The sequence below is a fragment of the Cupriavidus sp. 01L415 genome (assembly GCF_056400065.1).
Genome location: NZ_JBFTSP010000002.1, coordinates 202,091 through 216,279, shown reverse-complemented (window position 1 = coordinate 216,279; position 14,189 = coordinate 202,091). Strand labels below are relative to the sequence as shown.

15 protein-coding genes and 1 tRNA gene are annotated in these 14,189 nt (G+C 61.4%); 4 read left to right on the top strand and 12 right to left on the bottom strand.

Going from position 1 to position 14,189, the window contains the following annotated elements:
• Positions 1 to 216: 216 nt before the first annotated feature.
• The 3 genes from AC1DOX_RS06275 to AC1DOX_RS06265 all read left to right on the top strand — a co-directional run bounded on the left by AC1DOX_RS06275 (position 217) and on the right by AC1DOX_RS06265 (position 3,333).
• Positions 217 to 1,914: a PhoH family protein gene (locus tag AC1DOX_RS06275; protein WP_441615008.1), complete on the top strand. Its 1,698-nt coding sequence runs from the start codon at positions 217 to 219 to the stop codon at positions 1,912 to 1,914.
• A gap of 175 nt (positions 1,915 to 2,089) precedes the next feature.
• The gene (locus tag AC1DOX_RS06270; RefSeq protein ID WP_441615010.1) at positions 2,090 to 2,569 is read left to right on the top strand and encodes a hypothetical protein; all 480 of its coding nucleotides are present in this window, start codon (positions 2,090 to 2,092) and stop codon (positions 2,567 to 2,569) included.
• A 56-nt stretch (positions 2,570 to 2,625) separates the two neighbouring features.
• On the top strand, positions 2,626 to 3,333 hold the full coding sequence (locus tag AC1DOX_RS06265; protein ID WP_441615012.1) for a C40 family peptidase: 708 nt from the start codon (positions 2,626 to 2,628) through the stop codon (positions 3,331 to 3,333).
• Positions 3,334 to 3,377: 44 nt separating this feature from the next.
• Here the strand turns inward: AC1DOX_RS06265 and AC1DOX_RS06260 are convergent, their stop codons facing one another.
• The 8 genes from AC1DOX_RS06260 to AC1DOX_RS06225 form a co-directional block, all read right to left on the bottom strand.
• Entirely contained in the window at positions 3,378 to 4,385 is a 1,008-nt protein-coding gene (locus AC1DOX_RS06260) for an inorganic phosphate transporter (protein WP_441615014.1), read from the bottom strand.
• A 12-nt stretch (positions 4,386 to 4,397) separates the two neighbouring features.
• Positions 4,398 to 5,024, bottom strand: coding sequence for a DUF47 domain-containing protein (locus AC1DOX_RS06255; protein WP_092134153.1), 627 nt, complete (start codon positions 5,022 to 5,024; stop codon positions 4,398 to 4,400).
• A 216-nt stretch (positions 5,025 to 5,240) separates the two neighbouring features.
• A complete protein-coding gene (locus tag AC1DOX_RS06250) occupies positions 5,241 to 6,632 on the bottom strand; it encodes a replicative DNA helicase (protein ID WP_092134155.1) in 1,392 nt (463 codons plus the stop codon).
• 121 nt (positions 6,633 to 6,753) lie between these two features.
• Positions 6,754 to 7,206: a 50S ribosomal protein L9 gene (gene rplI / locus AC1DOX_RS06245; protein WP_092134157.1), complete on the bottom strand. Its 453-nt coding sequence runs from the start codon at positions 7,204 to 7,206 to the stop codon at positions 6,754 to 6,756.
• A 30-nt stretch (positions 7,207 to 7,236) separates the two neighbouring features.
• Entirely contained in the window at positions 7,237 to 7,515 is a 279-nt protein-coding gene (gene rpsR / locus AC1DOX_RS06240; protein WP_006163606.1) for a 30S ribosomal protein S18, read from the bottom strand.
• Between the two features lie 3 nt (positions 7,516 to 7,518).
• The gene (gene priB, locus AC1DOX_RS06235) at positions 7,519 to 7,818 is read right to left on the bottom strand and encodes a primosomal replication protein N (protein ID WP_092134158.1); all 300 of its coding nucleotides are present in this window, start codon (positions 7,816 to 7,818) and stop codon (positions 7,519 to 7,521) included.
• A gap of 89 nt (positions 7,819 to 7,907) precedes the next feature.
• Positions 7,908 to 8,282, bottom strand: a complete 375-nt coding sequence (gene rpsF, locus AC1DOX_RS06230) for a 30S ribosomal protein S6 (protein ID WP_019448365.1) — start codon at positions 8,280 to 8,282, stop codon at positions 7,908 to 7,910.
• A gap of 141 nt (positions 8,283 to 8,423) precedes the next feature.
• Complete coding sequence (locus AC1DOX_RS06225; RefSeq protein WP_441615017.1) at positions 8,424 to 9,425, bottom strand: asparaginase; 1,002 nt, start codon at positions 9,423 to 9,425, stop codon at positions 8,424 to 8,426.
• Between the two features lie 216 nt (positions 9,426 to 9,641).
• Between AC1DOX_RS06225 and lexA the strand changes: the two genes are divergently transcribed.
• Positions 9,642 to 10,298: a transcriptional repressor LexA gene (gene lexA, locus AC1DOX_RS06220; RefSeq protein WP_092134162.1), complete on the top strand. Its 657-nt coding sequence runs from the start codon at positions 9,642 to 9,644 to the stop codon at positions 10,296 to 10,298.
• A 694-nt stretch (positions 10,299 to 10,992) separates the two neighbouring features.
• Here lexA and AC1DOX_RS06215 read toward each other — a convergent pair.
• From AC1DOX_RS06215 to AC1DOX_RS06200, 4 genes are all read right to left on the bottom strand, one after another.
• Positions 10,993 to 11,068: transfer RNA gene (locus tag AC1DOX_RS06215), tRNA-His, on the bottom strand.
• 109 nt (positions 11,069 to 11,177) lie between these two features.
• Entirely contained in the window at positions 11,178 to 11,438 is a 261-nt protein-coding gene (locus tag AC1DOX_RS06210) for a hypothetical protein (RefSeq protein ID WP_092134163.1), read from the bottom strand.
• A 938-nt stretch (positions 11,439 to 12,376) separates the two neighbouring features.
• Positions 12,377 to 13,405 carry a tRNA dihydrouridine(20/20a) synthase DusA gene (gene dusA, locus AC1DOX_RS06205; protein WP_441615022.1) on the bottom strand — a complete coding sequence of 343 codons (1,029 nt, stop codon included), beginning with the start codon at positions 13,403 to 13,405 and terminating at the stop codon, positions 12,377 to 12,379.
• Between the two features lie 397 nt (positions 13,406 to 13,802).
• Complete coding sequence (locus AC1DOX_RS06200) at positions 13,803 to 14,150, bottom strand: hypothetical protein (RefSeq protein ID WP_441615024.1); 348 nt, start codon at positions 14,148 to 14,150, stop codon at positions 13,803 to 13,805.
• Positions 14,151 to 14,189: the final 39 nt, after the last annotated feature.

The following is a 14,189-nucleotide window of genomic DNA, read 5'->3' as shown; positions in this document are numbered from 1 at the left end:
CGAAAGAGCCGCCACACCTGTACACCAGGCATGGCGGCTTTTTTGTTTGTGCGCTCCCGCTTCACCCGCTTCCTGTCGTACCCGTGTTGTCAGCTTGTCCGCACCGGTCGCCGCGCGCATGCCCGTCGGCCCCGGTCGCCATCGTTCCGTCGTGGTTGCGGAGCGAGGCACGGACGTTTTCGCCCCCCGTTCGTCCCACTGAAAGGAAAGCCAAGCATGCCGCTGCCTACCATGCCCGCCAAGCCTGCCCAACTGCTGGACCCGAGCGAATTCGCCCCGGTCACACTGCCCAAGGCCAATGCCGCGCAGGGTAAGAAACCTGTGCCGGTCCTCGAGCGTGTGGCATTGCTCGAGACCGGCGACACCCAGACGCCCGCCACCCGCGCGCGCGCAGGCAGCTCAACCCGGGCCAAGACCACCGACGCCCCGGCCCCCGCTACCACGCCGGCCGCCTCTCCGTCCGTCAGCCTGGTCAGGCCGGCCGCCGGCCCGACCCGCCGTGCCCGCAAGACCGAAGGCCCGAGCAAGCTGTTCGTGCTCGACACCAACGTGCTGATGCACGATCCGAGCTCGTTGTTCCGCTTCGAAGAGCATGACATCTATCTGCCGATGATGACGCTCGAGGAACTGGACAACCACAAGAAGGGCATGAGCGAAGTCGCGCGCAATGCCCGCATGGTCAGCCGCACGCTGGATTCCCTGGTGGGCGGCACCGACGGCGTGCTCGACGAAGGCCTGCCGCTGGCCAAGCTGGGTAACCGCGACGCACAGGGCAAGCTGTTCTTCCAGACCCGCCTGAACGACATCAAGCTGCCCGAGGGCCTGCCCCAGGGCAAGGCCGACAACCAGATCCTGGGCGTGGTGAGCGCCCTGCAGCAGCAGTACCCGGAGCGCCAGGTCGTGCTGGTGTCGAAAGACATCAACATGCGCATCAAGGCCCGTGCGCTGGGCCTGCCCGCGGAAGACTATTTCAACGACCAGGTCCTGGAAGACAAGGACCTGCTCTACGCAGGCGTGATGCAGCTGCCCAACGACTTCTGGGCCAAGCACGGCAAGGGCGTGGAAAGCTGGCAGGATCCGAAGTCCGGCGCGATGTTCTATCGCCTGACTGGCCCGCTGGTGCCGTCGTTCCTGGTCAACCAGTTCGTCTACCTGGAGCCGATGGATGGCAGCCTGCCGCTCTACGCGCAGGTCAAGGAGATCAACGGCAAGACGGCTCTGCTGCAGACGCTGAAGGACTACACCCACAACAAGAACAATGTGTGGAGTGTGGTGGCGCGCAACCGCGAGCAGAACTTCGCGTTGAACCTGCTGATGAGCCCGGACATCGATTTCGTCACCCTGCTCGGCCAGGCGGGTACCGGCAAGACGCTGCTGGCTCTGGCATCCGGCCTGGAACAGGTGCTGGACCAGAAGCTCTACAACGAGATCATCGTCACCCGCGCCACGGTGCCGGTCGGCGAGGACATCGGCTTCCTGCCCGGTACGGAGGAAGAGAAGATGCAGCCGTGGATGGGCGCGTTCGACGATAACCTCGAGGTACTGCAGAAGAGCGACGACAGTGCCGGCGAATGGGGTCGCGCGGCGACGCAGGAACTGATCCGCTCGCGCATCAAGGTCAAGAGCATGAACTTCATGCGCGGACGAACCTTCGTGAACAAGTTCGTGATCATTGACGAAGCACAGAACCTGACGCCGAAGCAGATGAAAACGCTGGTCACGCGAGCCGGCCCCGGCACCAAGATCGTCTGCCTGGGCAATATCGCGCAGATCGACACGCCTTACCTGACCGAGGGCTCGTCGGGCCTGACCTACGTGGTGGACCGGTTCAAGGGCTGGAGCCACAGCGGCCATGTCACGCTGGCCCGTGGCGAACGCTCCCGACTGGCCGACCACGCCGCCGACGTTCTTTGATGTCGCCCGCCCTTCGGGGCGGGTCTTCGTCTCCCTTTTATCCTGGCACGCACCCCGGCAAACGGGCGTGCGCTCGCCGCATGCCGTCCGTCTGGCGCGTCAGGCGTTTGCTGACAGCCAACGCAATGCGGTACGGCTATGATGCCTGGATGTTCATGCCGATACGGAGGCGTCGATGAACAAGCAACAGCCATTCAACTATTATCTGTCCGGCAGTCGGACCCTGTTTTCGCGCAATGCCCGCCCGGCACGGCGACGCCGCATGCTCGTGGCCACGCTGATCTGCGCCACGGTGGTCATCGCCGCAGCCTGGCGCCCGGCGCGCGCCGCCGACGAGATGGTGATCCGTACCATGGGCCCCGTCAGCTATGTCTGTGGCGGTGTAGCCGAGGACGAGCGCGCCAGCCTGGCGGAGCAGGAGAAGAACTTCAACATGGGCATACTCTTTACGCAGGGTGCCAATGGCGAATACCTGTCCGAAGTTGACGTAAAACTGACCATGGACGGCCAAACTGTGGCCAGTTTCAAGACAGGCGGCCCTCGCTGCCTTATACGTGCGCCCGAAGGCAGCTACAATATCGAGGCCACTTACAAGGGTCAGCCCAAGTCCATCAAGATCAACACCGGCACACGCAACGCGCAGCTTCGCTGGTGAACGTTCCGATCCAATGAGGACGGACGCATGGCCCGGCAACCCGAACGACAAGAAGGATGCCGCAGCGCCCGCTCCATTGCCACTGCCCGTCAACACTGACGGGCCACACTGACGACTGCCCGCAGGCTGCATCCGGGCGGTCTTCCCGTTTTTCTCCGATTGCGTCGATCGTCGTGTGCACGGCTGCCTTGCTGCTGGCCGCGTGTGCGGGCTCGCCGCCGGCTCGCCAGACATCGACGCTGCCGCGTACCCCGGGCAAGCCAATGATCGACCCGAGTGCCGGGCTGGAAGAGATCTCGATCCAGGCAATGTCGCTGGTCGGCACGCCCTATCGCTACGGCGGCAATACGCCGGACTCTGGTTTCGATTGCAGCGGCCTGGTTCGCTACGTCGTGCAGCGTGCGGCCAACGTGAATTTGCCGCGCACTACCGAGCAGATGGGGCAGCGCGGCAACGCGCTGGACCGCAGCGACGTCGCCTCAGGCGATCTAGTATTTTTCAACACCACCGGGCGCGCCAATTCGCATGTCGGCATCTATGTCGGCCAAAACCGCTTTGTCCATGCGCCGGCCACGGGCGGAACTGTGCGGCTGGAGGACATGGGCAAGTCCTACTGGGCAACACGCTACAGCGGCGCGCGCCGCGTGGTGACAGCGACCAACCTGCCGATGAGCCCGGCCCCACCTCCCGCACCCGTCATGCCGGTACCCGTCACTCCGGCTCCGGTCGACGACGACCCGATCGCAGCGTTCGCGAACCAATAAAAAAGCCAGGCACGAAGCCTGGCTTTTTTGCATTGCGATACCGATCAGAGGATTTGCCGCCCGATCCACCATGCGATGGCGGCCATGAAGGCTGACGCCGGAATCGTCAGCACCCAGGCCCAGACGATGTTGCCCGCCACGCCCCAGCGCACGGCCGACATCTTCTGCGCCGAACCCACGCCGACGATCGCACCGGTAATGGTGTGCGTGGTCGACACCGGAACACCCAATGCCGACGCAATGAACAGCGTCATCGCGCCCCCCGTTTCCGCGCAGAATCCCCCCACGGGCTTCAGCTTGGTGATCTTCTGGCCCATCGTCCGCACGATGCGCCAGCCGCCAAACAGCGTGCCCATGCCGATCGCCACATAGCAGCTGACGATCACCCACACCGGCGGCTCTCCGCCGCTCGCCACGTGGCCGCTGGCAATCAGCAGCATCCAGATGATGCCGATGGTCTTCTGCGCGTCATTGCCGCCGTGGCCCAGGCTGTACAGCGAAGCCGAAACGAGCTGCAGGCGGCGGAACCAGCGATCCACGCGCGACGGCGGCGTACGGAAGAACGTCCAGCCGACGATCACCATCATCAGCGAACCGAGAATGAAACCCAGCAGCGGCGAGATCAGGATGAAGGCAACGGTCTTGATCAGGCCGTTGCCCACCAGTGCACCGGTGCCGGCCTTGGCCACGGCGGCGCCCACCAGGCCACCAATCAGTGCGTGCGACGACGACGACGGGATGCCGTAGAACCAGGTGATGACGTTCCAGACAATCGCCCCGACCAGCGCGCCGAAGATGACGTAGTGGTCAACGATATGGACATCGATGGTGCCGGTGCCGACGGTGGCGGCCACTTTCAGGTGAAAGATGAAGATGGCGATCACGTTGCACATGGCGGCCATCGCCACCGCGTGGTGCGGCTTGAGCACGCCCGTGGACACCACCGTGGCAATCGAATTGGCCGCGTCGTGGAAGCCGTTCATGAAATCGAACAGCAACGCGAGCGCGACCAACAGGCCGATCACCCACAAGCTCATTTGAATGGTCTGCATGCAGTGCGCGCCTCAGGCGTTTTCCAGGACGATGCCTTCGATGATGTTGGCCACGTCCTCGCACTTGTCGGTAATGGTCTCGAGCTGCTCGTAGATCGCCTTCAGCTTGATCAGGCGCTTGACGTCCGTTTCCTCGCGGAACAGCTTGGACATTGCCGAGCGCATCACGCGGTCGGCCTCGGACTCGAGCTGGTCGATCTGCTGGGCGGTCTTCAGGATGGTGCTGGCGTTGCTCATGTCTTCCAGCAGCGCCACGGCGATCTTGACCTGGTCGCAGCACTGCACGCAGATCGTGGCCAGGCGGCGGGCCTCATCGGTCAGGCTGGTCACGTCGTACAGCGAGATCGTCTCGGCCACGTCTTCCATCAGGTCCAGGATGTCATCCATGGTCGTGATGAGCTTGTGGATCTCGTCGCGGTCCAGGGGCGTGATGAAAGTCTTGTGCAGCAGGTCGATCGTGTCGTGCGTGATGCGATCGGCCTTCTTTTCCGTGGCCTGCACCCGGCGGGCGTGGGCCTCGGCGTTGGGCAGGTCGTTGACGAGGGCTTCCAGCTCATGGGCGGCGGTAACGGCGCAGTCCGCGTGCTGGTTGAAATATTCGAAGAACTTGCCCTCGGTGGGCATGAATCGGCCGAACATGAATGTCCTTGTGGAGCACGGATCGCGCGCTCGGTTGTGTTGCAGGATGGTGCAGGTGCAGATTGCATGACAGCCGCTCCAGGCGGCTGTCATCAAAGCGCAATATTTTACAGGGTTGTTCCCCGCTCTGCCCCGTAAATTGTGGCAAACCCCCGCGACTTGCCGGGATACCACACTTGCCGGCGCGGGCCGCCACCGGCCACGGGCGAGTACGGCTCAGGTGTCGTTGTCGAAGAAGGCGGGACCGCCGCTGAAGTTGTCAAACTTCGTGAACTGACCCAGGAATGTCAGGCGAACGGTGCCGATCGGGCCGTTACGCTGCTTGCCGATAATGATTTCCGCCGTACCCTTGTCCTGGGAATCAGGGTTGTAGACCTCGTCCCGGTAAATGAACAGGATCACGTCGGCATCCTGTTCGATAGCGCCGGATTCGCGCAAATCGGACATTACGGGACGCTTGTTGGGGCGCTGCTCCAGACTTCGGTTCAACTGCGACAGCGCGATGACAGGACAGTTGAGTTCCTTGGCCAGGCCCTTCAGTGAACGCGAGATTTCGGAGATTTCGGTGGCCCGGTTCTCACCGCCACCGGAGCCCGACATCAGCTGCAGGTAGTCGATGATAATCAGGCCGAGCTGGCCACATTGCCGCGCAAGGCGGCGCGAACGCGCACGCAACTCCATTGGGTTCAGCGCCGGCGTCTCGTCGATGAATAACTGGGCATCGTTCATGCGCTGGATGGAGTGCGTCAGGCGCGGCCAATCCTCGTCCAGCAGACGACCGGTCCGCAGCCGATGCTGGTCCAGCCGGCCCACGGAGCCGAGCATACGCATGGCCAGCTGCACGCCCGCCATTTCCATGGAGAACACCGCTACGGGCAGGCCCTGCTCCACCGCCACGTGCTCGCCAATGTTTAGCGAGAACGCCGTCTTACCCATGGAGGGGCGGCCTGCCACGATGACCAAGTCGCCCGGCTGCATGCCGCTGGTCATGCGGTCCAGGTCAATGAAGCCTGTCGGCACACCCGTCACGTCGCTGCTGTTGTCGCGGTGGTACAGCTCGTCGATCCGCTCCACCACCTGCGTCAGCAGCGGCTGGATTTCCTGGAAACCCTTCTGGCCGCGCGAACCCTCTTCGGCAATCGCGAACACCTTGGATTCGGCTTCGTCGAGCAACTCGCGGACCTCGCGGCCCTTGGGCGCAAACGCTGCCGAGGCGATGTCATCCGCCACGGTCACGAGTTTGCGCAGTACCGAGCGCTCACGCACGATCTCCGCATAGCGGCGGATATTGGCCGCGCTAGGCGTGTTCTGCGCCAGCGAATTCAGGTACGCCAGGCCGCCCACCTCCTCGGCCTTGCCGGCGACCTGCAGCATCTCGTAGACCGTGATCACGTCCGCCGGTTTGGTGGCGGAGATCAGGCGGGCGATACTCTGGAAGATCAACCTGTGATCAAAGCGGTAGAAGTCCGCTTCGGAGAGGAAGTCGGCAATACGGTCCCAGGCGGCATTGTCCAGCAGCAGGCCACCGAGTACCGATTGCTCGGCCTCGATGGAGTGCGGGGGAACCTTGAGACTGTCTAGTTGGGGATCGGCGGCAGGCGCGTTCATGGGGGGGAATTATAGCGGCGGTGGACGCCGCGCAAACAAAAAAGGCAGGAGCGCAGCTCCTGCCTTTCTGTGCGTCGAATGCCGCCGACCCGGAGATCGGCGTATCGATGCGGCGTACGACTTAGACGTGCTCGCCCAGGACGGACACGGTCACGTCCACCACCACGTCGGTGTGCAGCGCGACGCTGACCGGGTGGTCGCCAACGACCTTCAGCGGGCCGTTCGGCAGACGCACTTGCGCCTTTTCCACCTTGAAGCCTTGGGTGCCCAGGGCTTCGGCGATGTCGGCATTGGTCACCGAACCGAACAGACGACCGTCCACACCCGACTTCTGGGTGATCTGGACGGTCAGGCCGTTCAGCTTCTCGCCTTCGCCTTGCGCGGCGGCCAGCTTCTCGGCGGCGGCCTTTTCCAGCTCGGCGCGCTTCACTTCGAATTCGGCGATCGCGGTTTGGGTGGCGCGGCGGGCCTTCTTGGTCGGGATCAGGAAGTTACGTGCGTAACCGTCCTTCACGCGAACGATGTCACCCAGGCTACCCAGGTTGATGACTTTTTCCAGCAGAATGACTTGCATCGTGTATTTCTCCTTGCGGTCCTGGGACTATCAGTTCTTGTGCAGGTCGGTGTACGGCATCAGCGCCAGGAAGCGGGCGCGCTTGATAGCCGTATCCAGCTGACGCTGATAGTGAGCCTTGGTACCGGTCAGGCGGGCCGGCGTGATCTTGCCGTTGTCGCCGATGAAGTCCTTCAGGGTGTCCAGATCCTTGTAGTCGATCTGTTCCACACCAGCCACGGTGAAGCGGCAGAAGCGCTTGCGCTTGAACAGCGGATTCTGTTGCTGGAAGCGCTTCTTGTTCTTGTTGTCACGTTTGACGAATGCCATGATTCAATCCTTTACGAATGCTTTACATCCAGTGATGTGAAAGACCAGAGTCTTGCTGTTGCGGTGCTTGCGGGCCAGGAATCCTTCGCAGTCGAGCAACGTGCCGAGCGGTAACCGCTCAAGCCGCTGACCGACGGGGCCGATCCCCATGGCCGCAATGGCAAATTCCACCTGCCGGGGCGTTTCCGCCTCCAGCGTCTCGCCGGCATGCTGCAAGATGCAGTTGACGACGGGCACGCCGGCCGGGGTGTAGCGCAGCGCATCGCGTTCGACGAGGGTGGCGGCTAGCCGGAGCTGGTTCACCGCGAATTTCCCTGGATCTCGCTTGCCTGTTCGCTGTCTTGCCTGCCGTGATCAGGGTTACCTGCCACGACCTGCACCGCAGTCCGCACTCAGGCGGCCTGGCCTTCCGTGGTCGTTTGCGCGGCCTTGCGGGCTTCTTCGCGCTGCACTTCCTTCATCATCGGCGAAGGAGCGGTTTCAGCCTTCTTGGTCTGAACGATCAGGTGACGCAGCACGGCATCGTTGAACTTGAAGGCGTGCTCGAGTTCAGCCAGGGTTTCCTTGCCGCATTCGATGTTCAGGCAAACGTAGTGAGCCTTGGCCAGCTTCTGGATCATGTAGGCCATCTGACGGCGGCCCCAGTCTTCCACGCGGTGAACCTGGCCGTTTTGCGACGTGACGAGCTGCTTGTAACGCTCGATCATCGCCGGCACTTGTTCGCTCTGGTCCGGATGGACGATGAATACGATTTCGTAATGACGCATTGACGCTCCTTTTGGGATGAGCCACCCGGGCGTCACAGTCCGGTGTGGCAAGGTTGGATAGCCTGCGAGTATAGCCCGACTATTGACAACCACGCAAGCCAGGCTCTCGGCCTACCCCACTGGCACACCAGCGGGAATCCATCAGTATTGTCTGAAAATCGCCTGCAAGCGGGCGACATCCGTGCCAAGCGACGGCTCGCCGGCCAGCGCCAGCAGCAAAAGCACCCGCGCCTTGAATGGATTGAGGTCCGCGGCAGAGGCAAACAGGCCCGCCTCCAGACGACTTTGCGTAGGAATCGCCACATGACCGGCACCGGTCCGGGAGCTCCTCACAACAGCCACGCCGGCGCTGGCGGCATCCGCTAGCGCCACCGACAGGGTTTCATGGACGGACCCGTTCCCCGCTGCAGCCACCACCAAACCCTTGACGCCCGCCCCCACCATCGCATCGATAGCCACCCTGCCCGGCTGCGCATAACTGGCAATAATCTCAACGAGCGGCCAGCGCGTTGGCACCGCCAACGGCGACGCACCCAGGAACTGCGGTACACGAACGAACCGGACGAAGTCATCCTGCACGAACCCCAGTGGTCCCGCGACAGGCGACACAAAGGCGTTCACGGCCGAAGTATGGGCCTTGGTGACATCGCGCGCCGCATGGATCTCCTGATTGAGCACGACCAGCACGCCTTTTCCGCGCGCACTGGGGCTGGCGGCCACGCGCACCGCATCGAGCAAATTCAAAGGGCCATCGGCGGATAGCGAAGTCGACGGGCGCATGGCAGCGGTCATTACCACTGGCACGGGACATGTCTGCGTCAAATGCAGGAACATGGCCGTTTCCTCCAGCGTATCGGTACCGTGCGTGATGACGATGCCAGCCACATCCGGCTGCGCCGACCAGTGCGTCACGCGCCGGGCAAGCGTCGCCCACAGGCCGAACGACATGTCCTTGCTATCCACCTGCGCCACTTGCTCGGCTTCGATGCGCGCGACATCTGCCAGCGCGGGCACGGCCTGGACCAGCGCGGAGACGGGAACGGTAGCAGCCTGATACTGCGCACTGCTGGCTGGGTTGCCGGAAGAACCGGCGATGGTGCCGCCGGTAGCGAGCACAACAATGCGGGGCGGGGATGCGGACATATATAGAGGGACGTCGGATCGGATCAGTCGATGCGCGCCGATTGTAACTGCCGCGCCGCCTGCGCTGACCCATGACAAACCCGCGGCAAAGACGTGGCGAAACCGCGATGTCGAGTCCCCGCCTCTCAAATTGTGCTTGCACTTCACTCGATACTGTATAAAATCACAGCATACTGTTTAAACATACAGTGCTTCGGCACGAGAGACCGGCGACCCATGGCGACCCTGACACCCCGGCAGCAGCAGATCTTCGACCTGATTCGCAACGCGATCCGAAGCACCGGCTTTCCCCCCACGCGCGCCGAGATCGCCGCCGAATTCGGCTTCTCCTCGCCTAATTCGGCGGAGGAGCATCTGCGTGCGCTGGCACGCAAGGGCGTGATCGAACTCACACCTGGCGCGTCGCGCGGCATCCGTCTCAAGGTAGCCCGTAGCGATTCAGAATTATCGGACCAGTTTTCGCTGCCGATGGCCGGCGTACTGCAATTGACGCTACCGCTGGTGGGCCGTGTTGCTGCCGGCAGCCCGATACTGGCTGCAGAGCATATCGATCGCCAATACCACGTGGACGCGTCCGTGTTTGACGAGCGCCCCGATTACTTGCTGCGCGTGCGCGGCCTGAGCATGCGCGACGCAGGCATCCTGGATGGCGACCTGTTGGCGGTGAAGAAAGCCAGCGAAGCACCGAATGGCAAAATCGTCGTGGCGCGGCTTGGTGACGACGTCACCGTCAAACGCTTGAAAAAACGGGGCGACACCATCGAATTGATCGCCGAGAACCCTGATTTTGCCAACATCGTGGTGCAGGCCGGCCGCGAGGAATTTTCCCTGGAAGGCATTGCCGTGGGGCTGATCCGCTCTTCAGGCTTCTGACTTCCCAGACTCCGGCAGGCGTCCGCCTGTCCTAGTCACCCGCTTTGCTTTGCCAACGCCGCCCCGTTCTTTTCGAACGACGGGCGCGGACCCCTGCTGTCGCAAATCACGAGGTGTTGCCATGCTGCCAGTCAACCACATTGCTTCCCGGCGCCCGGTCAAACCGGTGCCGTTCCGGCAAACCAAGGGCGTTCGCGTCTACCAGGGCGCACAGCGTCGTACGATGGTCGGCAGCATGGCAGCCATCTGCCGAATGCTCGAGCTAGCCGATTCCCCCGCGAAGCTAGCCGTCTGAGCCAGCGCCTACCGCCTCTCGACGGCACTTCAAAAACGCTGCAGTCGTGCACTCTTCACGCCCTTGCAAGAAGCGCAGTTGTGCGCTCATAAGGTGTAAATAGGTACTCTTCAGATCTGGAGGGAGGCTGCTCAAGCTCATTTGCGCGCTATCGAATCACTGGCGCACACGTGCCGCAGCGCAGGACCGGACTTGTTGCCCCGCGAGTGCCGGTTTTTTTTCGCCCAGATGCATGGCCGCGCAACTTTGAATCGGGAGCCAATGCGTTGACCACGTTCGAGATCAGGATCGCCGTGATGCATGCGAGCGCAAGGCATGCGGCGCTATTTGGCCGATGCGCGGAACATGGAGCAGAAAGCAAAACAGCGCATCCGAAGATGCGCTGTTTCAGGAATTTTTTGGGGTGGCTGATGGGACTCGAACCCACGACGACAGGAATCACAATCCKGKACTCTACCAACTGAGCTACAGCCACCGTAGAGATTTTTGCCAACCGGCGGGGCCGATCAACGAAAAACAAGATTCTACAAGGCTTTTGGGGGGATGGCTAGTATCCCGCACAAAAAAATCTGAAGTTTCCTGCATCATCGCTTGCCCTGCCACTTCGCTTCCAGCAGCACCGCCTCCTTGATCGCAGCGACAGTCGCTGCTTCTGTGGGAAACAGCCCGAGCAAGCGCTTGGATTTTCCGTTCAGAACTTCGCGCTGCAACGCCTTGCCCGCTTCGATGGACGTGCCAGGATGCCAGCAATATCGCGCTGTCCACTTGCCATCCTGCAGCCGTTCAGCCACCCAGATCAGACGGAAGTCTTCAAAGACCTCGCCGAACTGTTCTTCCGCTTCCATTTCCTACACCTCCAGGGCTTGCTTCCGTTCCCCTTTGCGACGGCCATGTTCTTCCCTGAAACTGCGCTACTGCTGACCGGCCAGCCCAATTGCTTTTTATTCCCCACTGGAACCCATACACGAACTGGGTTCACGCCCACATGCCGACTGTAGCGGCATGGCGGCGATCGTAGCATGACGTTGACGCCGCATGACAGTCGCCGCAGGCCGCCTCCAAGTCAGCGTGGAACAGCCCGAAAGAATGACTACCCGTGAAACGCCAACAAGCGGCAATTTCATGGCGATGGCAGGTAGTCCCCACCAATGCAGGGTTCAACGCCTGAGCCGTGATGTTAGATACTCTTCCAAGAGGGACATTGACCCCCCTCGACATTCCCGTCAGGCGACCTTGGATACAAGTGTCGCCTGCTTTTTTTCGTCTGCAGGGTTTTAATTTTTGACACCGCAGATCGCCTGAAATAGTTCGCAACTTCTGCGATCCATTATTTCGGCGCAAGAGATGGGGAATACTCGCGGTACCGGAATGCAGGATACCTACCTCAAAAGCGCAAAAAAAAGAGCCCGCCAAAGCGGACTCTTAAATTAGCGATCTCAATGCCCTGAAGGCCATCTCAATGTAGGTGCCTTTTGCACGACGCACTATCCGGGCAAACCCAAATCTCGCCCGGATCGGATCATCGGCACAATGAAAAAAACAGCCCGCACAAGGCGGGCTGAATAATCAGTTGAAGAAAGCCCTGTATTCGAGGGCAGGCACAGTGTAAGAACTTGCATCGCTTTAAGCGACTTAGGGGAATCCCTTTACTGGTGCGGGTTTCCGGCAGTCAGGCTGCCGGATAAGCCGCAGCGGTGTCGTTTGCGCCCATGAGGCATAGAGCGACCGTTCGTTTTTAGAGTTTTCCCTCGAATCCCAGGCCAAGTTCCCAGCATTAAGGAACTCAGGCGGCCTCCAACAACCCAGGGCGTAGATGTCCACGCGCCTCCTCGAACAACGTGGCAACGTCCGCACGCGTGCGCACACCATGCATGCGACGTGCATCTGACAGCACACGTCGCCACCCTCGCCCGCCATGTACGCCACGATGCAGTCCAAGCATATGACGCGTCGCGGCGCCCATATAGCCGCCCCGCTCCACCAGCGCACCGATATATTCCTGCATAGCTAGTTCCGCTTCTTGGCGCGTCGGCACCGGCGACTTTGTGCCATAGAAGCGAGTATCCATTTCCGCCAGGAAATACGGCTGGTGATAAGCCTCGCGACCGATCATCACACCATCCACATGTTCGAGATGTTGCGCAATTTCCTCATACGTGACGATGCCCCCGTTAATCAGAATCTCCAGTTGTGGAAATTCGTCTTTCAACTGATAGGCGACCTCATATCGCAGAGGTGGAATTTCGCGATTCTCCTTCGGACTCAGCCCTTTCAGAATCGCATTACGTGCATGAACGATAAACGTCGTGCAACCTGCATCGGAAATGGTGCCAACAAAATCCCGCACGAAATCGTAGTGCTCAATCGTATCGATGCCGATGCGGTGCTTGACCGTCACCGGGATGGACACGGCGTCGCGCATTGCCTTCACACAGTCCGCCACCAACGCCGGTTCCGCCATCAGGCAGGCGCCAAAGGCACCACGCTGCACTCGCTCGGACGGGCAACCGCAATTCAGATTGATTTCCTTGTAGCCCCACTTCTCGCCCAGTTTCGCGGCCTGCGCCAGGTCCGCGGGTTCACTGCCCCCCAGTTGCAAGGCCACCGGCTGCTCCGCCGGATCAAAATCCAGATGCCTTGCCACGTCGCCATGCAGCAGCGCCCCGGTCGTCACCATCTCGGTATAGAGCCAGGTGTGACGGCTCAGAGCGCGGTGAAACATGCGGCAGTGGCGATCAGTCCAGTCCATCATCGGGGCTACGGAAATCCGCCGAGCGTTGATAGCACTGGTTTTTTCTTGCAAATCAGTCATTTCTGAGCGAACCGGTCGGAACCGATTCTTGCCTCGCATTCATAAAATTTACCCTCGTTCTTGCTGCGAGTTTGCTACGAGCGAGGGTCAGAAAGTGGCTCCCACCATCGAAGTCGGCGAAAAGTGGCGCACATAGATGCGCCGCAAAGTCGATCCTGCTGTCAGCAACTCTCGACAGGAAGGCCGAAGCGGAGTGCTGGATTCAGACGGTCAAAAGCCCTTGCGGAACGGGGGATTCGCCGGTGATCGGAGGCCGGCCGAGTTTACCATTTGCAAGCCAATCGAGCGGTATGGGGAGGAAGTCGGGAAACTCCGGCCAATCGGCAGGGGCAACGACGGCCCTCTCGCGATGCGGACCCTGCCCCGCCGCTTGCCGAGCCTCCGCCAGGGGCCCACCTTAACTGGACGAGCCATTGCCCAAACGCGCGTGCCTTGCCGTAACGGATTTCACATCGTCTGTCGGATGCGACTCGGTAGACCGCTTTGTCGTCACTGAGGCCTCCTTGAGAACCATCACGAGCTGATGCTTTCGACGCTCAAGCGCCTGCAGCGCCAACGATAAGTTGTCCAGGTCCCGCGCGGCAAGAAATGAGTCTCCGCCTTCCATATCCAGGCGCGCAACCAATGCGGCCTGCGTCTGGAGGTTTGCGCGCATCTCCTTGATGTATCGATCCAAGACGGCCACATCCGCGAAAAGACTGACCCCCATCACGCGCTCCAGTAACACCGACCTCAACAGGTCCACGTATCGGAAGCCTAGTCATTTCGACCGATTTCCGATGTA

Coding starts and splice junctions, on each gene's coding strand:
- AC1DOX_RS06255 (WP_092134153.1), bottom strand. CDS start 5,024: ATGTTCGGCCGATTCATGCCCACCGAGGGCAAGTTCTTCGAATATTTC.
- AC1DOX_RS06250 (WP_092134155.1), bottom strand. CDS start 6,632: ATGAACGCGCCTGCCGCCGATCCCCAACTAGACAGTCTCAAGGTTCCC.
- rpsR (WP_006163606.1), bottom strand. CDS start 7,515: ATGGCATTCGTCAAACGTGACAACAAGAACAAGAAGCGCTTCCAGCAA.
- rplI (WP_092134157.1), bottom strand. CDS start 7,206: ATGCAAGTCATTCTGCTGGAAAAAGTCATCAACCTGGGTAGCCTGGGT.
- rpsF (WP_019448365.1), bottom strand. CDS start 8,282: ATGCGTCATTACGAAATCGTATTCATCGTCCATCCGGACCAGAGCGAA.
- dusA (WP_441615022.1), bottom strand. CDS start 13,405: ATGACTGATTTGCAAGAAAAAACCAGTGCTATCAACGCTCGGCGGATT.
- AC1DOX_RS06225 (WP_441615017.1), bottom strand. CDS start 9,425: ATGTCCGCATCCCCGCCCCGCATTGTTGTGCTCGCTACCGGCGGCACC.
- lexA (WP_092134162.1), top strand. CDS start 9,642: ATGGCGACCCTGACACCCCGGCAGCAGCAGATCTTCGACCTGATTCGC.
- AC1DOX_RS06270 (WP_441615010.1), top strand. CDS start 2,090: ATGAACAAGCAACAGCCATTCAACTATTATCTGTCCGGCAGTCGGACC.
- AC1DOX_RS06260 (WP_441615014.1), bottom strand. CDS start 4,385: ATGCAGACCATTCAAATGAGCTTGTGGGTGATCGGCCTGTTGGTCGCG.
- AC1DOX_RS06265 (WP_441615012.1), top strand. CDS start 2,626: ATGCCGCAGCGCCCGCTCCATTGCCACTGCCCGTCAACACTGACGGGC.
- AC1DOX_RS06210 (WP_092134163.1), bottom strand. CDS start 11,438: ATGGAAGCGGAAGAACAGTTCGGCGAGGTCTTTGAAGACTTCCGTCTG.
- AC1DOX_RS06275 (WP_441615008.1), top strand. CDS start 217: ATGCCGCTGCCTACCATGCCCGCCAAGCCTGCCCAACTGCTGGACCCG.